This window comes from Neorhizobium sp. 05N33 (assembly GCF_056397445.1).
This window is the reverse complement of record NZ_JBFTNK010000006.1, coordinates 224,233-243,213: the sequence shown is the minus strand read 5'-3', so window position 1 is coordinate 243,213 and position 18,981 is coordinate 224,233. Positions and strand designations below refer to the sequence as shown.

At 62.9% G+C, this 18,981-nt stretch carries 17 protein-coding genes; 11 read left to right on the top strand and 6 right to left on the bottom strand.

The annotated features are described in order from the left end of the window. The first annotated feature begins 5 nt into the window (after window positions 1–5). Window positions 6–626: a flavin reductase family protein gene (locus AC1DLT_RS17780; RefSeq protein WP_477487588.1), complete on the top strand. Its 621-nt coding sequence runs from the start codon at window positions 6–8 to the stop codon at window positions 624–626. Here the strand turns inward: AC1DLT_RS17780 and AC1DLT_RS17775 are convergent. Next, entirely contained in the window at window positions 616–1,272 is a 657-nt protein-coding gene (locus AC1DLT_RS17775; protein WP_477487587.1) for a hypothetical protein, read from the bottom strand. The two genes, AC1DLT_RS17780 and AC1DLT_RS17775, sit on opposite strands and share 11 nt — an antisense overlap. Window positions 1,273–1,382: 110 nt before the next feature. Here AC1DLT_RS17775 and AC1DLT_RS17770 point away from each other — a divergent pair, with 110 nt between their 5' ends. Then, on the top strand, window positions 1,383–2,510 hold the full coding sequence (locus AC1DLT_RS17770) for a DUF2336 domain-containing protein (RefSeq protein WP_477487586.1): 1,128 nt from the start codon (window positions 1,383–1,385) through the stop codon (window positions 2,508–2,510). A gap of 8 nt (window positions 2,511–2,518) precedes the next feature. Here AC1DLT_RS17770 and AC1DLT_RS17765 read toward each other — a convergent pair whose 3' ends face one another. Further along, window positions 2,519–2,959 (bottom strand): hypothetical protein, encoded by a 441-nt coding sequence (locus AC1DLT_RS17765; RefSeq protein WP_038543061.1) that lies wholly within the window; start codon window positions 2,957–2,959, stop codon window positions 2,519–2,521. A 117-nt stretch (window positions 2,960–3,076) separates the two neighbouring features. Here AC1DLT_RS17765 and AC1DLT_RS17760 point away from each other — a divergent pair, with 117 nt between their 5' ends. Further along, window positions 3,077–3,535 (top strand): GNAT family N-acetyltransferase, encoded by a 459-nt coding sequence (locus tag AC1DLT_RS17760; RefSeq protein ID WP_477487585.1) that lies wholly within the window; start codon window positions 3,077–3,079, stop codon window positions 3,533–3,535. On the opposite strand, the gene AC1DLT_RS17755 is transcribed toward AC1DLT_RS17760, so the two are convergent. Continuing rightward, the gene (locus AC1DLT_RS17755; RefSeq protein ID WP_038543058.1) at window positions 3,513–4,733 is read right to left on the bottom strand and encodes an AI-2E family transporter; all 1,221 of its coding nucleotides are present in this window, start codon (window positions 4,731–4,733) and stop codon (window positions 3,513–3,515) included. The genes AC1DLT_RS17760 and AC1DLT_RS17755 overlap by 23 nt on opposite strands. A gap of 251 nt (window positions 4,734–4,984) precedes the next feature. On the opposite strand from AC1DLT_RS17755, the gene AC1DLT_RS17750 reads away from it, so the two are divergent. Next, complete coding sequence (locus AC1DLT_RS17750) at window positions 4,985–7,534, top strand: HWE histidine kinase domain-containing protein (protein ID WP_477487584.1); 2,550 nt, start codon at window positions 4,985–4,987, stop codon at window positions 7,532–7,534. Window positions 7,535–7,576: 42 nt separating this feature from the next. On the opposite strand, the gene parE is transcribed toward AC1DLT_RS17750, so the two are convergent. Next, a complete protein-coding gene (gene parE / locus AC1DLT_RS17745) occupies window positions 7,577–9,628 on the bottom strand; it encodes a DNA topoisomerase IV subunit B (protein WP_477487583.1) in 2,052 nt (683 codons plus the stop codon). A gap of 195 nt (window positions 9,629–9,823) precedes the next feature. On the opposite strand from parE, the gene AC1DLT_RS17740 reads away from it, so the two are divergent. From AC1DLT_RS17740 to AC1DLT_RS17720, 5 genes are all read left to right on the top strand, one after another. Beyond that, window positions 9,824–10,708: an alpha/beta hydrolase gene (locus AC1DLT_RS17740; RefSeq protein ID WP_477487582.1), complete on the top strand. Its 885-nt coding sequence runs from the start codon at window positions 9,824–9,826 to the stop codon at window positions 10,706–10,708. Window positions 10,709–10,849: 141 nt separating this feature from the next. Continuing rightward, window positions 10,850–11,620 (top strand): triose-phosphate isomerase, encoded by a 771-nt coding sequence (tpiA, locus tag AC1DLT_RS17735; RefSeq protein WP_477483545.1) that lies wholly within the window; start codon window positions 10,850–10,852, stop codon window positions 11,618–11,620. 95 nt (window positions 11,621–11,715) lie between these two features. Further along, a complete protein-coding gene (secG, locus tag AC1DLT_RS17730) occupies window positions 11,716–12,186 on the top strand; it encodes a preprotein translocase subunit SecG (RefSeq protein WP_038543050.1) in 471 nt (156 codons plus the stop codon). Between the two features lie 136 nt (window positions 12,187–12,322). After that, a complete protein-coding gene (locus AC1DLT_RS17725) occupies window positions 12,323–13,951 on the top strand; it encodes a CTP synthase (RefSeq protein ID WP_038549208.1) in 1,629 nt (542 codons plus the stop codon). Between the two features lie 136 nt (window positions 13,952–14,087). Next, entirely contained in the window at window positions 14,088–14,858 is a 771-nt protein-coding gene (locus tag AC1DLT_RS17720; protein WP_477487581.1) for an SDR family oxidoreductase, read from the top strand. Window positions 14,859–14,865: 7 nt separating this feature from the next. On the opposite strand, the gene AC1DLT_RS17715 is transcribed toward AC1DLT_RS17720, so the two are convergent. Next, on the bottom strand, window positions 14,866–15,957 hold the full coding sequence (locus AC1DLT_RS17715) for a citrate synthase/methylcitrate synthase (RefSeq protein ID WP_477487580.1): 1,092 nt from the start codon (window positions 15,955–15,957) through the stop codon (window positions 14,866–14,868). A gap of 79 nt (window positions 15,958–16,036) precedes the next feature. On the opposite strand from AC1DLT_RS17715, the gene AC1DLT_RS17710 reads away from it, so the two are divergent. Beyond that, window positions 16,037–17,179 (top strand): citrate synthase, encoded by a 1,143-nt coding sequence (locus tag AC1DLT_RS17710; RefSeq protein ID WP_477487706.1) that lies wholly within the window; start codon window positions 16,037–16,039, stop codon window positions 17,177–17,179. 113 nt (window positions 17,180–17,292) lie between these two features. Beyond that, a complete protein-coding gene (locus AC1DLT_RS17705; RefSeq protein WP_477487579.1) occupies window positions 17,293–17,703 on the top strand; it encodes a VOC family protein in 411 nt (136 codons plus the stop codon). Window positions 17,704–17,763: 60 nt separating this feature from the next. Here AC1DLT_RS17705 and AC1DLT_RS17700 read toward each other — a convergent pair whose 3' ends face one another. Further along, window positions 17,764–18,978 (bottom strand): molybdopterin molybdotransferase MoeA, encoded by a 1,215-nt coding sequence (locus AC1DLT_RS17700; RefSeq protein WP_477487578.1) that lies wholly within the window; start codon window positions 18,976–18,978, stop codon window positions 17,764–17,766. Window positions 18,979–18,981 lie beyond the last annotated feature (3 nt).

Genomic DNA, 18,981 nt, shown 5'->3' with positions numbered 1-18,981 from the left:
TTTCGATGTTCTACACGACCGATACCAACCAGCATGGACTGAAGCACGACCCTTTCAAGGCGATCGTCGCGCCCCGCCCGATCGGCTGGATCGGTACGAAGGGCAGGGACGGATCGATGAACCTGTCACCCTACTCCTTCTTCAACGCCATTTCCGACAGCCCAAAACTGGTGATGTTTTCCTCCAGCGGCCGAAAGCACAGCCTGAAGAACGCCGAGGAAACCGGTGTCTTCACCGCGAGCCTCGCAAGCCGACATCTGGCGGAGAAGATGAACGCCTCGTCGGAAGCGGTGCCTTACGGCGTCAGCGAATTCGAGGTGGCGGGGCTGACCGCCAAGATGGCGGAACTCGTCGATGCGCCTTACGTCGCGGAAGCCTATACGGTGCTGGAATGCCGCGTCACGCAGGTGATCCAGCCGGTGGGGTTGGACGGCCAGGGCGCCGAGGCCTACATGGTTTTCGGCCAGGTGGTCGGCATCCATATCAGCGAAGAGATCCTGCGGGGCGGGCGGATCGACATGAGGCTTGCCCGGCCGATCGCGCGGATGGGCTATCGCGATTACGCCGACGGCGGCGCGGACGTGTTCGAAATGACCCGGCCGGCCGGCGCCGAGCCTAAACGCTGAAAACCCGATTGACGATCGCAACTTGATCAGGGCTGCGGCAGAGCTTGGCGGAGAAGCCGTTCGCTCTTGCTCTTTCGCATTCAGACAGAAAAGCCGCCGCGTCCCCAGCCGGCGAGACGGCATCGACGGCCGTTATGCCGGCGGCGGCGGCGGCAAGCGCGATTGTCGCGGCCGCGATACGCGCGGTATCGGAGAAGGGCTTATAACCACCTTCCCAGCCAAGGGCCACCAAGCGGCGACTGCAGTGCTCGAAGCTCGGGGCGGCAAGGATGCTGGCGGCATCGGCAAGCGCAACGATCTGCGTCCTGCCCGGTGCCAATCCTGCGCGGATTTCCGCCACCCGCAGAGCCATATCTAGCCTCTGGACTTCGGCCCCGCTGCGGGCGCCGGACAGAATGACCGAGGCGGCGCGACACTGGCTGGCGAGCGCGACGGCGGCCTCCGTTCTTCCAGAAGAGAAAGCCGGCAGAAGGAACGCAAGCTGTCCGGCCGGTGCCAGGTCAGCCCACTGGCGCTCTAGACTCGTCGCTGCATCCCACGACTCGGGCGGGGCGGTCAGGTCGACAACGATCGCGTCCGCACCTGCCGAACGGACGGTTGCGGCCTCCGCGGAGGGGTCGACGACAAGCCAGGAGCGTATTTTCAAGGACTTCGCCATGGTTAAGGAACGTGGTGAACCAATCTTAAACTTTTTGCTACTAGCGTGACTTATCAAGCCAGCCAGATCCGAACTGGCATGTGTAGTCGAGGCCGAGTGTGATCGTACAGGCATTTCTTCGTTGGGCTGAAACAGCAAGAACGGGCGAGAGGGCAAAGGCGGCCAATGCTCTCGGCCGGGCCTATCTCCACTCGCCGATGGGCAGCGATCAGCGTCGCGCCGCAGCGCTTGCGATGACCTATCTGCTCGACGACCCATCGCCCCACGTGCGCCTGGCGCTTGCGGAGGCTCTGGCGGGTTCCCCCGATGCGCCGCGCGCCGTCATCGTCTGCCTTGCGGAAGACCAGCCGGAGATCGCCTGCACGGTCATCGCCTGTTCGCCCGTCCTTACCGAAAACGATCTCGTCGATCTTGCCGGGCGCAGCGACAGCCTGACCCGTGCGATGATCGCCGCAAGGCCGAACCTTTCGCGCGGGATCGCTGCCGCGATCGCCGAGATCGGCGACGAATGCGAAATTACCCTTCTGCTGGAAAACGAGACCGCCTCGATCACCCGGATTTCGCTCAGGCGGATCGCGGAACGGTTCGGGCAGTGCTGCCAGATCCGCAACCTGCTGCTGGAACGCGATGCGCTGCCGGCGGATGCCCGCCACATGCTCGTCAATCACATTACCGCGGCACTTGCCGGCTCCGGACTGGTGCGAACCAGCATGGCGCCGGCCCGGATCGAGCACATGACCCGAGAAGCGGGCGAGGCTGCGGCCGTCGCCATTGCCGGCACCGTGCTGCAGGAAGAAATCCCCGGCCTGGTCGAACATTTGCGCACGGCCGGACGGCTGACGCCGGCCTTCCTGATCCACGCGCTCTGCAGCGGCAAGGTCGATTTCTTCGCTGGCGCAATGGTCTCCCTCTCCGGGCTCGACGACCGCCGCGTGAGAGCGATACTCGCGACCGGCCGCATGCATGCGGTGCGGGCGCTTTTCGAAGCTTCGGGCCTCGGGCGGGATATCGCAGCCGTCTTCGTCGAAGCGGTCTTCCTCTGGCGCAAGGCGGCGGCAACCGGCGCGCTCGACAATATCGCCGGCATGTTGCTCGAGAAATTCCAGCGGCCGAACATGCAGCTTTCGCCGGTCAGCGAACTTCTCGACATGATCGAGAAGCTGCATAGGCTGGAGGTCCGGCTCAGTGCGCGGTCTTATGCCAACGGCGTGTCGCTGGCGGCGTAACCGCCTGCTTACCGGAATTTCTTGGCAACCCAGGAATAGCCATTCTCGACTAGCCGTACCGGACTGGTCATCAGCGTTTTCACGCCTTCAGTGGTCGGCAATACGGTCTTGACCCGCTGGATAGCGCGACCCGCAAGCGTTTCCTTCTCCTGTTGCGTCACCGGCTCCGGAGCTGGCGTCGCGGCTGGCTCTGCCGATGGTGCGGGCATCGCCGTCTCCGGTCGCGACTGCGGCACCGGCGCCTTGGCGATCTCCGTCGCTTCCGGTTTCTGGCAGACGGCGATGAGCATCGGGTAGGCCTGGTTGGCATAACCGGAGAGCTGTTGTTCCGATACCGAATTGCACATCTCGATGCTCGGCCAGCGGTTTTCTGCGGTCGCGATATAATGGCAGTCCGTCCCGGCGTCGTTGCAGCCGAGAATGGTCATGACAATCAGTGCGGAATTCATGGCGTTCCCCGAAATATGGTGAGCGACTTAAAGCGAGCAATCTTGGCCCGACCAAGGCAGCTTCAATGGATCCGCCACATGCGCTAAGCAATGTGCAGGAACCATCGGAGTACACAAATGACCGTCGCGATTGCGATCGAACCGCCGCGCCAGGCGGGCGTGCTGAGGCTTCTCGAACTCTCCGACGCCTATGCGACTTCGCTCTATCCCAGTGAGAGCAATCACATGGTGGACGTCGCGGCGCTCGAGGGTCCCGGCGTTTCCTTCTTCGTGGCGCGCGATGGAGACACGATTTTGGGCTGCGGGGCGCTGGTCGAGGCGGGTGACGGCACCGGGGAGATCAAGCGGATGTTCGTAGACGAGGCGGCGCGGGGCCTGAAACTCGGCAAGCAGCTGATGGATGCGATCCTGCAACGCGGCGGCGAACTCGGCCTTTCGGCGGTTCGGCTTGAAACGGGCGTCCACCAACCGCAGGCGATCGGGCTTTATCGCGCCTGCGGCTTCTCGGAGGTCGGGCCGTTCGGAGATTACCGGACCGATCCGCTCAGCATCTTCATGGAGAAGAGACTTTCCTAACGACGGGAAGATCTGGGGGAAGCTCCGGAGATGTCGCCGGCCCCTTGGGCATCTCGACGGTTTCAGCCTCGGTCACTTCGGCCATCTTCACTTCGCGGATCCATTCGCGCCAGATCGACACGAGCAGCGCCATCAGGACCGGGCCGATGAACAGGCCGAGGAAGCCCATGGTGCTGACGCCGCCGACGAGACCGAAGAATGTCGGCAGGAAGGGAAGCTTGATCGGGCCGCCGACCAGGCGAGGCCGCAGCGTTTTATCGACGATGAAGAGTTCGACCGTGCCCCAGAGGAAAAGACCGCCGCCGGCGAAGTAGGCGCCATTGGCGACCAGATAGAACGATATCAGCGAGAACGACAGCGGCGCGCCGCCCGGGATAAGCGCCATCAGGCCGGTCAAAACGCCGAGCGTGACGGGCGAGGGGACGCCCGCGATCCAGTAGGCGATGCCGAGCACGATGCCTTCGCCGATCGCAATCAGCGTCTGGCCGGTCACGGTGGAGCTGATCGTCCTTGGAACGACGCGCGAGATACGCTCCCAGCGGGTCGGCAGGATGCGCTCGCCGAGAAGATCGATCTGCTCGCTGAAGGAACCGCCGTCGCGATAGACGAAGAACAGCGCGATCAGCATGAAAAGCAGTGTCAGGACCAGATGGAAAGCGCCGTCGCCGGCGGCTACGATGGCCCGGTAGATATTACCGATATTGGCGCCCGAGACGATCTGGATCAGTTCGCCGACCGCACCGGGCGAGCCGACATGCTGGACCCATTGGATGCCGAGCCATTCGCCGACCCAGGGAAGGCCGGTGATCCAGGCAGGGGGTGGCGCGCCGAAACGGTTCACTTCGGCGGCCCAGATGATCCACTGGCGCACTTCGCCGATCGTGTAGGAGATGGCGATGCCGATCGGCACGATGAGGAAGGCCAGGATGAAGATAATGGCGAGCGAGGCGGCGATCGTCGTGTTGCCACCTGTACGGCGCAAGAGCTCGCGGTAGAGCGGCCAGCTTGCAAAGCCGATTACCAGGGCGGCCAGAACGGGGACCAGGAAGCCGTGGAAGAAATAGATGCCTGCGGCGGCGACGAGCACGAGAAGCCAGCGAGCAGCCGAGATCGGCGGGATCAGCGCGACCCTGCTCGGTGCAACTGGCCCAAGCCAACGTGGCTCTTTCGGGCCTTTGCGATCGTTATTTCCGCTCACCGCATTTCCTTTTTTTCATTTTCACCATCATATGGCTTATGAGGCTGCCTGGTACAAGACTAATGCGTCATCCATTAAAAGGAAGCTTACTCCTTGCCCTAGACGGCAGATGCGATAGAAATATGAAATCACTTCTGACAAAGCCGGAAGTACGGAACAAACCTTCTTGATGAAGTTTTCCCAGCCTCGATGGAATGCCCAAGCGTCTGCTGTCCCATCTATTGGCCGGACTGCCTTCAGGGACTTGTAATATGCCTTACAGGGATACGGTCGATCTTACCAATTGCGACCGAGAGCCGATCCATATCCCCGGCAGCATTCAACCTCATGGATGCCTTATCGCCTGCGATGCCGCCGGATCCGTCGTCATGCAGCACTCAGCCAACGTGGCGGACATGCTTGCGATCACGGGAGAGATCAACGGGCAGCGGCTGGAGGATATCGTCGGCGGGGAGGCGGCCCACACATTGCGCAATGCGCTCGCCACGTCCGACAATCCGGCGCGGCCGGCGCTTCGGCATGGGCTGAAGTTTGCCTCGGGTGGCGCTTTCGACGTTTCGATCCATCGTTTCGAGTCCAAGGTGATCCTGGAGTTCGAACCGGCCTCGACCGATTCCGACCAGCCGCTCGAAGTGGCGCGCATGCTGATCAGCCGCATCCGCAACGTCGCCAGCCTCGACCGGCTGATCGAAAGCTCGGTGCGGCTGATCTATGCCATGCTCGGCTACGACCGGGTGATGATCTATCGTTTCGAAGAGGATGGTGCCGGAAAGGTCGTCAGCGAATACAAGAGACGCGACCTCGAAAGCTTCAAGGGCCAATATTTCCCGGCGGGCGACATTCCGAAACAGGCCCGGGCGCTTTATGTGAAGAACACTATCCGGGTGATCTCCGACGCCAGCAATCCGCGCATCCCGATCGTGCCGGAGACCGACGAGACAGGCGAGGCGCTCGATCTGTCTTTCGCACATTTGCGCAGCGTTTCGCCGATCCATTGCGAGTATCTGCGCAACATGGGGGTCGCCGCGTCGATGTCGATCTCCGTCGTGGTGGATAACGAGCTGTGGGGCCTGATCGCCTGCCACCACTATTCTCCGAAAATACTCTCGATGCCGCAGCGTGTGGCGGCGGAGACCTTTGGAGAGTTCTTCTCGCTGCACCTGAGTGCATTGAGACAGCGACAGCTCATGGAGACCGCCGGTCAGGCACGGCGGTCGCTCGACCGTTTTCTGCAGGCTGCCTCCCATCATGCGGATATTACCGCGCTGCTGCGCAGTTCGCTCGGAGAGTTCGGCCAGATGCTGGCCTGTGATGGCATAGGCCTGTGGCTCGGGGGCGTGTTGACCGGGGAAGGCGCCGTGCCACCGCAGGACCGGATTGCCGAGCTTGCCGAGTTTGTCGGCGGCGTTGCAGGCGGCAAGATCTGGTCCAGCTTTCAGCTCTCCACGGATCTTCCGGAAATTCGCATCTCTCCCGACATGGTCTGCGGTGTGCTGGCCATCCCACTTTCGCAGCGACCTCGCGACTACCTGTTCTTCTTCCGCCGCGAAATGGTGGAGACGCTCAATTGGGCCGGCAATCCTGAGAAATCCTATGAAACAGGCCTCCTCGGAGACCGTCTGACACCCCGCAAGAGTTTCGCGATCTGGCGGGAGATGGTGCATCGGCAAGCCCAGCCCTGGAGCGACAGCGACCGCGAGATCGCGGATGCGATCCGAGCCGTGCTGGTCGAGGTGGTTCTCCACCACAACGAACTGCTGGCCGACGAGCGCGGCAAGGCGGACGTACGTCAGCGGATGTTGAACGAGGAGCTCAACCACCGGGTCAAGAACATCCTTTCGGTGATCAAGGCACTGGTCGGGCATTCGGTCGATGCCGAAGTCAGCCTCAAGGATTATATTGGCTCGCTCAAGGGGCGCATCCAGGCGCTCGCTTTCGCCCACGACCAGGTGGTGCGCGGCGGCGACGGTGGCGGGCTGTCCGATCTTCTCGAAGCGGAGCTGAAGCCTTATAGCGAGGGAACGCGCAGCGTCACGCTCAAGGGTCCACGCATATGGCTCGACAGCCGTGCGTTTTCGGTCCTGGCGCTGGTATTGCACGAGATGTCGACTAATGCGGCGAAATACGGCTCGCTCTCCGTTAACGGCGGGCGGCTGGATATCGAGTGGCGGCGGCTTGCCAACAACGATTGCGAGCTTGTGTGGACCGAAAATGGCGGACCATCCGTGAGTCCGCCGTCCCGGGCCGGGTTTGGCAGCGTCCTGATCACCCGCAGCGTGCCCTACGAGCTCGAGGGTGAGGCAAAGATCGACTATCCGCCCGAAGGGGTGAGGGCGCGCTTCGTGGTGCCGTCGAAACATATCCACGGCGATGAGGAGTTGGCGGACGTGGAAGCCGAGGAGAGCGGCAGCGTCGTCAGCCACGACGCCGTTGCTCCGCGGCTTCAGGACCTCGAATTCCTGCTGGTGGAAGACCAGATGCTGATTGCGGCGGACGTGGAAGCAATGCTCGCCGACCACGGTATCGACAAGGTGACGACGACGCCCTCGGCTGCCGACGCCTTCCGCAAGCTCGAGGACATCCGGTTTGATGTGGCGATCCTCGACGTCAATCTCGGCTCCGGCACATCTCTGCCGATTGCCGAGGAACTGATCCGCCGAAATATTCCGTTCATTTTCGCAACCGGCTATAGCGACAAGGCGATCATCCCGGCAAGCTTCTCGGCCCCGGTCGTACGCAAGCCCTATGAGGCGGCCGCACTGATCAGCGCCGTTACCAAAGTGCTCAGCGAGCGGAGATGACCGTCATGGCGAAGCCGGAGATATCCAAGCCGGAAATCCGGCTTAGATATCGAGGTTTTCCGCAAATGCGGCACGCTCCTGGATGAAGCGGAAGCGGGCATCAGCCTTGGTGCCCATCAGGTTGTCGACGGCCTCGCGGGTGCCTTCGAAATCCACGTCGTCGATCGAGATGCGCAGCAGCGTGCGATGGGCAGGATCCATCGTGGTTTCCTTCAGCTGCGCCGCCATCATCTCGCCGAGCCCTTTGAAGCGGCCGATCTCGACCTTCTTGCCCTTGAACACCGTTTCCATCAGCTCCGCCCGGTGGGCATCGTCGCGGGCATAGACGGTCTTGCCGCCCTGGCGCAGCACGTAGAGCGGCGGCACCGCCAGATAGAGATGGTTGCCGCGGATGAGTTCCGGCATTTCCTGGTAGAAGAAGGTGATCAGCAGCGAAGCGATATGGGCACCATCGACGTCCGCATCGGTCATGATGATGATGCGTTCGTAGCGGAGGTCTTCCTCGCGGTATTTGGTGCGGGTGCCGCAGCCGAGCGCCTGGATGAGATCGGCGATCTGCTGGTTGGCGGACAGCTTTTCACGGCTGGCGCTGCCGACGTTGAGGATCTTTCCACGCAAAGGCAGGATGGCCTGGTTGGCGCGGTTGCGGCCCTGCTTGGCCGATCCTCCTGCCGAATCACCTTCGACGATGAAGAGTTCGGCACCTTCAGCGGTGTTCTGCGAGCAGTCGGCGAGCTTGCCGGGCAGGCGCAGCTTGCGCACTGCAGTCTTGCGGTTGACTTCCTTTTCCTTGCGGCGGCGCAGGCGCTCTTCGGCGCGCTCGATCACCCATTCGAGCAGTTTTGCGGCCTCGGCAGGGTTGCCGGCAAGATAATGGTCGAAGGGGTCGCGCAGGATGTTTTCGACGATGCGCTGGGCTTCGACGGTCGCGAGCTTGTCCTTGGTCTGGCCGACGAATTCCGGCTCGCGGATGAAGACCGAAAGCATGCCGACCGCGGAGATCATCACGTCGTCGGTGGTGATTTCCTTTGCGCGCTTGTTCTGGGTCAGATCCGCATAGTTCTTGAGGCCCTTGGTCAGCGCGATGCGCAGACCCGCCTCATGCGTGCCGCCTTCGGGCGTAGGGATGGTATTGCAATAGGAATGCAGTTCCGGATCGCCGCCATACCAGGTGATCGCCCATTCCATGGCGCCATGGCCGCCGGTCTTTTCGGTGCGGCCGGCAAAGATTTCGCGGGTGACGGTAAAGTCCTTGCCGAGGGTGGCGGAAAGATAGTCCTTCAGGCCGCCGGGGAAGTGGAAGACCGCCTTTTCGGGGATGTCGCCGCCGGCGGCCACCATGCCCGGATCGCAGCTCCAGCGGATTTCGACGCCGCCGAACAGATAGGCTTTTGAGCGCGCCATGCGGAAGATGCGGCCGGCATCGAATTTCGCATGGTCGCCGAAGATCTGCGGATCGGGATGGAAGCGCACCCGGGTGCCGCGGCGGTTATGGACGTCGCCGAGTTCTTCCAGGCCGCCCTGCGGCATGCCGCGCGAAAAGCGCTGGCGATAGAGTTTGCGATTGCGGGCGACCTCTACTTCGAGAAGGTCGGACAGCGCGTTGACCACGGAAACGCCGACACCGTGCAGACCGCCTGATGTCTCATAGGCCTTGCCGTCGAACTTACCGCCCGCATGCAGCTTGGTCATGATCACTTCGAGCGTAGACTTGCCCGGAACCTGGGGGTGATTCTCGACCGGGATGCCGCGGCCGTTGTCGGTGACCGTCAGGAAACCCTCGGCGTCGAGATGCACGTCGATGAAGTCCGCATGGCCGGCGACCGCCTCGTCCATCGAATTGTCGATGACTTCGGCGAAGAGGTGGTGCATCGCCTTTTCGTCGGTGCCGCCGATATACATGCCGGGACGCATGCGCACCGGTTCCAGGCCTTCGAGCACGCGGATCGAGGAGGCGCCGTAGTCGTCGCCGGACAGGGTGGTCGGCGCCGGGCGCGGTGTCGAGGGCTCGGCCTTGACGGCGGGCGTGGGTTCGACGGCAACTGCCTTGGCTGTCACCGGCAAATCGGCAAAAAGGTCATTATTGTCATCCATTGGCTGCGTCGGTACTACCTGTCGGGGTGCGGAAGAGGAAGCCATACCAATCTCGTGCTGTTTCGAATCACTCGCGATTCTGCCAGAAACCCGGCTTTTTCGCGATGCCGCATGGAAACGGTCGTTTTTCACCAATGCTGCGCCGATCGGGCCATGGCAAGCTTGCGAGGCTGAAGGAACCGGATGAAACAAAGCATGTCCACAGTTCATTTCGTTTTCGGCACGTTTCTTGCTGTGCTGGCAACTCTTGCCGCAGCGCCGGCAGGAGCACAGGAAGGGCCGATAAAGCCTTTCAAGGATGAACTCTTTTCCCAGATGAAGGTGTTGCGATCCTCCGACGGCGGCGCATACGAGGTAATAGACTACCAGGAAATGCGCGACATCAACGGCCGCGACCGCGAGCCGGAACGACGCGTCAAGGACGAGTATGTTTCGCTGGGTGTCAGGCGCTATCAGCAGAACGAGACGCTGGCCCTCGCCGGGCGCCGGCTCGATGTCACCAGGGTGGGACAGGCGGACGGGGCCGCCTTCACGGTGATCTTCATCCACGGCCGCGGCGGTGACCGCCGGCTCGGCGTTAACGACTATACGTTCGGCGGCAATTTCAACCGGCTGAAGAACCTCGCCACCGGCAATGGCGGCACCTATTATTCGCCGAGCGTCACCTCGTTCGACGACAATGGCGTCGCCGATATCGCGGCGCTGATCCGCTACGCGTTCGACCAGTCGGCCGGGCGGCCGGTGATCCTCGCCTGCGCGTCGATGGGCGGGTTCATCTGCCAGGGCATCAGCCGCGACAAACAGGCGGTGCGGTATCTGAAGGGCGTGGCACTGCTCGGCGGCCCGCCGGACCCGGAATTGCCGAAATCGCTTCTGGCCAAGCGCAAGCTGCCCATTTATTTCGCGCATGGCGGCAGCGACAGCGTCTACAGGTCCGAGGATCAGGAAGCGGTCTATCGCAAGCTGAAGGCAGCACGTTACCCGACCCGGTTTACGCTGTTTGCGACCGGCAGCCACGGCACGCCGATCCGGATGGTCGATTGGCGAAAGGTCCTGAATTTTCTGCTGACCAGCCACTGAGCGCCGGTCGTTAACCAAAGACTTGAACCAAAATCTGTCTTTTGCATACCAATTCATGCAGGATAGGCTAAAAACACGTTTCTGATACATGGAGGCTTCGGTTTTGCTCGTCGGAACCGAACGGAGAGGAAATATTTGCCGATGACGCCTGATGTGCGCCCGCTCGTTGCCGGAAACTGGAAAATGAACGGCACCCGCGAGTTCCTGACCGAAATCAAGACGATTGCCGATGGCGTGATCGGACCGTTGTCGGAAAAGGTCGATACGCTGATCTGCCCACCGGCGACGCTGCTCTATGTCGCAACCGCCTTGGCGACAGACAGTCCGCTGGAGATCGGCGGCCAGGATTGCCACCAGAACATGTGCGGCGCCCATACCGGCGATATTTCCGCGGAGATGATCGCCGACTGTTTCGGCACCTATGTGATCGTCGGACATTCCGAGCGCCGAGCCGACCATGCGGAGACCGATCATCTGGTCCGGGCCAAGGCGGAGGCGGCCTATGCCGCCGATCTGACCGCAATCGTCTGCATCGGCGAAACCGGCGACGAACGCGACGCATACCAGACCCTCGACATTCTGAAACGTCAGATTTTCGGCTCGTTGCCCCAATCGGCAAACGCCGTCAACACTGTTGTCGCCTATGAACCGATCTGGGCGATCGGCACCGGACTGACGCCGACCGTCAAGGATATCGAAATCGCCCATGCCTTCATGCGGGCAGAACTCGTCCAGCGGTTCGGCGAAGAAGGCAGGCTGATGCGCATTCTCTATGGCGGTTCGGTCAAGCCGGGCAATGCCCGGGAGTTGATGGGCGTCGAGAATGTCGACGGCGCACTGATCGGCGGCGCGAGCTTGAAAGCGGAAGATTTTCTCGCCATCTATCGGGTCTATGAGGGACTGACGGCCTAAAGCTTTTGATAAGGGCTTGGAATGCGCGCAGGCCTCATGTAAAGAGCCGCCAATCTTCTTCTATTGCCTCGTCGAGGGGCAGGGATCTTTAATTCATGCAGACCGTTCTGATTGTCATTCATCTCATGATCGTGCTGGCGCTTGTCGGCGTCGTGCTGATCCAGCGCTCCGAAGGCGGCGGGCTTGGCATCGGCGGCGGCTCCGGCTTCATGTCGGCACGCGGCACCGCCAATGCGCTGACCCGCACGACCGCCATCCTCGCGACGCTGTTCTTCATCACCTCGCTGGCGCTCGGCATCCTGGCGCGCTACGAATCCCGCCCGAGCGACATCCTGAACCGCATCCCGCAGAGCCAGCAGGGCACCGGCGGCGGCATTCTCGACCAGCTCGGTCCGGCACCCGCTCCCGCTCCGGCAGGCAACGGCGTTCCGTCCGGTTCCGGCGCATCCGCTCCGGCAGCCCCGGCAACTGGTGCTGCGCCGGCAACGCCGGCTCCTGCTGCCCCCGCGACCGGTTCGGCGCCTGCCGCCCCGGCTGCGCCGACGGGCGTTCCGACCGGCCAATAAGGGCGCGGTCCACGTTTCAAGCTCCGGCAGGCCAAAAGCCTGCCGGTTTTATTTTGTGAAGATTCCACAGCCGTTTTTATAAAGCAGACGATTTGGGCTGGCGGAATCACCAATGAAAAGGTATCCGGTGAATCCCATGGCGCGATATGTATTCATAACTGGCGGCGTGGTTTCTTCCCTCGGAAAAGGAATTGCGGCCGCGGCACTCGGAGCTTTGTTACAAGCACGAGGTTACCGGGTTCGGCTGAGGAAGCTCGATCCTTATCTCAACGTCGACCCGGGCACGATGAGCCCGACGCAGCACGGCGAGGTTTTTGTCACCGACGACGGGGCGGAAACCGACCTCGATCTCGGTCACTACGAGCGCTTCACGGGGCGTTCGGCGACCAAGACCGACAACATCACCACGGGCCGCATCTACAAGAACATCATCGACAAGGAACGCCGCGGTGACTATCTCGGCGCGACCGTCCAGGTGATCCCGCACGTTACCAACGAGATCAAGGATTTCGTCACCGAAGGCAATGACGACTACGATTTCGTCATCTGCGAGATCGGCGGCACGGTCGGCGACATCGAGGCGATGCCGTTCATGGAAGCGATCCGCCAGCTCGGTAACGACCTGCCGCGCGGCACCGCGATCTACCTCCACCTGACCCTGATGCCGTTCATTCCGGCGGCCGGCGAATTGAAGACCAAGCCCACCCAGCATTCCGTCAAGGAGCTGCAGGCGATGGGGATTGCCCCCGACATCCTGCTGGTGCGCGCCGACCGGGAAATCCCGGAACCCGAACGCCGAAAGCTGTCGCTGTTCTGTAATGTCCGCCCGTCCGCCGTCATCCAGGCGCTCGACGTCGCCAATATCTACGACGTGCCGATGGCCTACCACAAGGAAGGCCTCGACAATGAGGTTCTCGCCGCCTTCGGCATCGAACCGGCCCCCAAGCCGCGCCTCGACGCCTGGGAGGAGGTCTGCAACCGCATCCGCACCCCGGAAGGCGAAGTGACGATCGCGATCGTCGGCAAGTATACGGGCCTCAAGGACGCCTACAAGTCGCTGATCGAGGCGCTGCATCACGGCGGCATCGCCAACCACGTCAAGGTCAACCTCGAGTGGATCGAGTCGGAGATCTTCGAGAAGGAAGATCCGGCGCCCTGGCTCGAGAAAGTCCACGGCATCCTGGTACCCGGCGGATTCGGCGAGCGGGGCTCGCAGGGCAAGATCCATGCGGCTCGTTTCGCGCGCGAGCGCAAGGTACCGTATTTCGGCATCTGCTTCGGCATGCAGATGGCCGTCATCGAGGCCGCCCGCAATCTCGCCGGCATAGAGAAGGCATCGTCGACGGAATTCGGTCCTTCCAAGGAGCCGGTGGTCGGCCTGATGACCGAATGGGTGAAAGGCAACGAACTCGAAATCCGTTCAGTGGCCGGCGACCTCGGCGGCACGATGCGCCTCGGCGCCTACAAGGCGGCGCTCAAGAAGGACACCAAGATCGCGGAAATCTACGGCTCGACCGATATTTCCGAGCGTCATCGCCACCGTTACGAGGTGAATGTCGACTACAAGGACCGGCTGGAAAACTGCGGCCTGGTGTTCTCGGGCATGTCGCCGGACGGCGTGCTGCCGGAGACGATCGAATATCCGGACCATCCGTGGTTCATCGGCGTGCAGTATCACCCGGAACTGAAGAGCCGGCCGCTCGATCCGCATCCGCTGTTTGCGAGCTTCATCGAAGCGGCCCTGGAACAGAGCCGCCTCGTCTGAGGAAATCCGAAAAGGCAGGATCCCGCATCCTGCCTTTTTGCTATCAGGCGCAGACATTCTCTTTTTCGCACTGGCGGCACCGCTGCGACATCCCCTATGCTCGCCGGAATTGCTCTTTTCATTTCAGCGGTGCGATATGGGTATTTTCGACGGATTTTCTCTTAACGGACGCGTGGCGCTCGTCACAGGCAGCGGCCGAGGGCTCGGCCTGCATATGGCGAAGGCTCTGGCGGAGGCCGGCGCGCATGTCGTGCTCAGCGGCCGCTCCAGCGACATGCTCGAACAGGCCGTTGCTTCCATCGCCGGTGCGGGCGGCGAGGTGAGTGCAGTTGCTTTCGACGTCGCAGATCTCGATGCCGGACGCGAGGCGATCGCAAAGCTCCACGCAGATCATGGCCGGCTGGATATCCTCATCAATAATGTCGGTGCCCGCGACCGGCGCCCGTTTGCAGCGTTCAGCGATGCCGAAATCCTGAACCTGGTTCAGACTGACCTGCTCTCGGCAATCGCGCTGTCCCGCAATGCTGCTGATATCATGAAGGCCCAGGGCCATGGCCGTCTCATCTCGGTCACGTCGATCATCGGCAACATGGCCCGTTCGGGCGACGCCATCTACCCCGTCGCCAAACAGGGACTGACCGGTCTGGTGCGAAGCCTTGCGGCTGAATACGGCCCATTCGGCGTCACCAGCAACGCGATTGCGCCCGGCATGTTCGCCACCGAGACCAATGCGGAGATTTCCGCGGATCCCGACATGATCGCTTTCATGCGCCAGCGCGTGCCGCTGCAACGCTGGGGCCGGCCCGACGAGATCGCCGGCGCCGCATTGTTTCTGGCAAGCGACGCCGGCTCCTTCGTCAACGGCCATGTGCTGACCGTCGACGGCGGCATGTCGATCCAGATGTGATCGCCAATTATGCCGCCTGGGGCAGGGGGCCGACATAAACCGAACGTGGCCGGATCAGCCGGCCTTCCAGCGCCTGTTCGCGGGCATGGGCGATCCAGCCGACCGTGCGGCCGATCGCAAAGACGCCGGTGAAGGCAGCCCGCGGGAATTTCAGCGCATCGAGCAGCAGGGCTGTGTAGAACTCGACATTGACGTCGAGCGGCCGGTCCGGCTTGCGCTCCTTGAGGATAGCAAGCGCCGCCTGCTCGACGGCTTCGGCAAGCCGGATGCGGTCGGGGTCCACCTGTCCGGTCATGACCAACGGCCGCAATGCACCTTTCAGTGCGTCGGCGCGGGGATCGCGGACGCGGTAGATGCGGTGGCCGAAGCCCATCAGCCGTTCGCGGCGATCGAGCGCCTGGGCGAGCCACGTCTTGGCATTGTCCTCGCTGCCGATCGCATCCAGCATGTCGAGTACCGGTCCCGGCGCCCCGCCATGCAGTGGACCCTTGAGCGCGCTGATGGCAGCCAGCACGGCTGACGTGAGGCCTGCGCCGGTCGAGGCGACGACGCGCGAGGCGAAGGTCGAGGCATTCAGTCCGTGATCCGAAATCGTCACCAGATAGGCGTCCAGCGCTGCGACCTGTTCACGCGTCGGCGGGCTGGCGTCCAGCATGGCGAGGATATCGGCGGACTGGGAAAGCGATGAGTTGGGCGCCACCGGCGTCTCCCCCTTCTGGAGCCTCAGCACGGCCGGCAGGAAGACGGCGGGGGCTGCGAACAGTCGAAACGTGGTTTCGAAATCCTCGCCGTCCGGCAGCCGTGCGATCAGCGCGCGCATGGCATCGACGGGCGGTAGGCTCAGAAGCGCGGCATCCGCCGCGCGTACATGCGCAAAAACTTCGGCGCGGGCCTGGCCGAGGCGAGCCTTCAAATCGGCCGCGGTGACGGGATGTTCCAGAAAGCCATCCAGGAGCAGCGCCGCAGCGTCTTCATAAGTCGCGCGCTCGACAAGCAGGTCGAGAGATACGCCGCGAATGACGAGGCGTCCCGCTTCTCCGTCCACATCCGAAAGCCGGGTCTCGGCGGCGATGACATCTTCAAGTCCGTTGTTTTTCATGGGTGTTTCTCCTTTACGAGCTTGATGATCCGACCTAGTCTTATTGACGTCAATCTTGATGCAATCGATCAATATGAACATGCTCTGGATCACCGCCGAAGAAGCGCTCTCCCGCCTCGGGACCAAACCGCAGACGCTTTATGCCAATGTCAGCCGCGGCCGCATCCGCGCGAAGCCGGATCCTGCTGATCCGCGCCGCAGCCTCTATCAGGCCGACGACGTCAAGCGCCTCTCGGAACGGCATGCCGGGCGGCGACAATCGGCAGCGGTGGCGGCGGACGCGATCCGCTGGGGCGATCCGGTCCTGCCGACGACAATCTCGACGATTTCCAACGAGCGGCTTTTTTATCGCGGTCGTGATGCCGTCGAGCTGTGTGAACATGCGACGCTAGAGGAGGTCGCCGCACTTCTCTGGGATACGGAAAGCGCGCGCGTCGCCGCAGGCGGGGCGGGGCCGAGCGGCGCCACCCGCATGGCTGCGGCCTTTGCCGGGCTTGCCGCCCGGGTGATGAGCGACCTACCGGCGCTGCGGCGGAAATCCTTCATCCTCCGCGCGGAAGCAGCCGACGTGCTCTCGACCGTCGCCATGGCGCTTGCTCCGTGGCCGGAACCGCTGCCCCTGCATGAGCGGCTGGCGCTCGGCTGGCAGCGTCCCGATGCCGCTGGGCCGATCCGCAGAGCGCTGGTGCTGGCGGCCGAACACGAACTCAACGTTTCTGCCTTTGCGGCGCGCGTGACGGCGTCGTCGGGGGCGGCACTCTCCGCTGCGGCGCTTTCCGGCCTTGCGACGCTCACGGGTCCGCGGCATGGCGGCGCCTGGACCGGCGTCACCGTGCTCGCGGAAAAGGCGGCGTCGGTCGGCGTGCGCGAGGCGATCCGCAGCATGCTGTCCTCGGAAGGCGTCGTCAGGCCCTTCGGCCACCGGCTCTATCCGCATGGCGATCCACGGGCACGGGCGCTGATGGCCAGCTTCGAAGCGCCGCCGCTTTATGCTTCGCTTGCCGAAGCCGGAGAGGAACTGCTCGGCGAGCCGATCAACATCGATTTCGCACTGGCATCGCTTGCCGCAACTTTCGCCCTCCCGGAAGACGCACCGCTCGTGATCTTCGCGCTTTCGCGCACCACCGGCTGGCTGGCGCATGCCATGGAGCAGGTCGAGAGCGGACACCTGATCCGTCCACGGGCGCGTTATACAGGCCCCGGCAGCGAATCCGGTGCATAGCCGCCTTTAAAGGCCGGCGGCCTCCATGGCTGACATGACACCACCACAATAACTCCTTTATCCTGCAAGGGAATCACAGGTGAGCAGGGACGATGTTGGGTAGTAATTTCAGCTTGAGTTTGAGCCTTTTCGTGGCGCAGGGGCGCGAACGCGACACGGCCGAATTCTACAAGAACGTCTTCGGCGCCACGGAAACCAATTCCTATGAAATGCTACGCCTGACGATGATCGAGCTGCAGCTCGGACCGATCGGCATCGTTGTCTGCGGATCCGATCCGGAAAGGGAGTCAGCACCTTCCTATCAGGGGCCATACCATCCGAAAAACGACGGCGCCGTCAGCACGATCTTCCAGTTGACGGTGCCGGATGTCGAAAGCGTGGTCGATTTGGCGTTCGAATTCGGCGGCATGATGCGCGACAGGATACAGACGGACATGAATGGTCGCCAGGTGGCGTCGATCTTCGATCCGGCCGGTCACGTCTGGGTGCTGACCGAGCGGGAGCGGGAGCAGGACGAGGAATAGGATCGTCGCGGCCGTTCGGGGCGCGGATAGAGACCGGGCCGGCTGACGGAACTGCTCAGCTCAAGGGCGGATCAGCAGGATCGGGCAGGGGGCGCCGGCCGGCAGCTCCGGCGCGTGCGCCGGGCGGATGACGAGGCCGTCGGAATGGGCAAAGATCTTCATCATCGATGAGTCCTGCTTCGCGAAGGCCTCGGCGACGAGATTGCCGTCGCGGTCTCTCGTCAGCCTGGCGCGGAGATAATCCTGGCGCTGGTCGTTGGCGGGAAGTTTGCTTGCCGCGACACCCTGCACCTCCCTGCGCTTTTCCGGCAGATGCGCGAGCTTGCGGATCAGCGGTTCGAGGAAGAGCAGACTGGTGACGAGGCTCGCAACCGGATTTCCCGGCAGGCCGAGAACCTGCATTTCGCCGAGCGCGCCGACCATCAGCGGCTTGCCCGGCCGCATGGCGATGCGCCAGAAATCCAGTTCCATGCCGGCGGCTTTCAGCGTCGATTGCACCAGGTCGTGATCGCCGACCGAGGCTCCGCCGAGGGTCACCAGCACGTCGGCCTTGGCCGCACGGGCCTTGTCGATGGCCGCGGTGATATCTTCAGGCCGGTCGCGGACGATGCCGAGATCGAGAACTTCGCCGCCATTGTCGCGCACCAGCGCGGAAACGCCGAAGGTGTTGGAGGCGATGATCTGCGCGTTCCCGGGCGTGGCGCCGGGCGGCACAAGCTCGTCTCCGGTCGCAAGGACTGCGACGCGGGGCCGGCGATAGACGGAAAGCTCCGGGTGGTTCATGGCCGCGGCGACCGTCAGATGCGAGAAGTCGATGAGCGTGCCGGCCGGGAGCACGGTTTCGCCCTCGGCAAAATCCTGGCCGCGAGGGCGCACATGCCGGCCCCTAGTGACTTCGAACCTGGTGCGAATGCGGTCGCCTTCAAGCTTTTCGGCATCTTCCTGGATGAGGATGGAATCGGCACCTTCCGGCAGCGGGGCGCCGGTGAAGATGCGCGCAGTCTCGCCCTTGCCAACCGTGCCTTCGAAGGCGTGGCCGGCGGCAGCGGTACCGATCACCACCAACTCCGAGCCGATCGCCGCTGCGTCGGACGCCTTGAGCGCATAGCCGTCCATGGCAGACGCGTCGAAGGGAGGCTGCGTCAGGCGGGCAACGAGATCTACAGCAAGGACGCGGCCATTTGCGTCGCCAAGAGCGATGGTTTCCACCGCTGCGATCGGGCTCGCCTTGCCGAGCAGGCGGTTCCTCGCTTCGGAAACGGGCAGTAACGCCATGTC

Coding starts and splice junctions, on each gene's coding strand:
- AC1DLT_RS17700 (WP_477487578.1), bottom strand. CDS start 18,978: ATGGCGTTACTGCCCGTTTCCGAAGCGAGGAACCGCCTGCTCGGCAAG.
- AC1DLT_RS17710 (WP_477487706.1), top strand. CDS start 16,037: ATGCTCTGGATCACCGCCGAAGAAGCGCTCTCCCGCCTCGGGACCAAA.
- AC1DLT_RS17780 (WP_477487588.1), top strand. CDS start 6: ATGTTCTACACGACCGATACCAACCAGCATGGACTGAAGCACGACCCT.
- secG (WP_038543050.1), top strand. CDS start 11,716: ATGCAGACCGTTCTGATTGTCATTCATCTCATGATCGTGCTGGCGCTT.
- AC1DLT_RS17760 (WP_477487585.1), top strand. CDS start 3,077: ATGACCGTCGCGATTGCGATCGAACCGCCGCGCCAGGCGGGCGTGCTG.
- tpiA (WP_477483545.1), top strand. CDS start 10,850: ATGACGCCTGATGTGCGCCCGCTCGTTGCCGGAAACTGGAAAATGAAC.
- AC1DLT_RS17715 (WP_477487580.1), bottom strand. CDS start 15,957: ATGAAAAACAACGGACTTGAAGATGTCATCGCCGCCGAGACCCGGCTT.
- AC1DLT_RS17765 (WP_038543061.1), bottom strand. CDS start 2,959: ATGAATTCCGCACTGATTGTCATGACCATTCTCGGCTGCAACGACGCC.
- AC1DLT_RS17750 (WP_477487584.1), top strand. CDS start 4,985: ATGCCTTACAGGGATACGGTCGATCTTACCAATTGCGACCGAGAGCCG.
- AC1DLT_RS17720 (WP_477487581.1), top strand. CDS start 14,088: ATGGGTATTTTCGACGGATTTTCTCTTAACGGACGCGTGGCGCTCGTC.
- AC1DLT_RS17725 (WP_038549208.1), top strand. CDS start 12,323: ATGGCGCGATATGTATTCATAACTGGCGGCGTGGTTTCTTCCCTCGGA.
- parE (WP_477487583.1), bottom strand. CDS start 9,628: ATGGATGACAATAATGACCTTTTTGCCGATTTGCCGGTGACAGCCAAG.
- AC1DLT_RS17740 (WP_477487582.1), top strand. CDS start 9,824: ATGTCCACAGTTCATTTCGTTTTCGGCACGTTTCTTGCTGTGCTGGCA.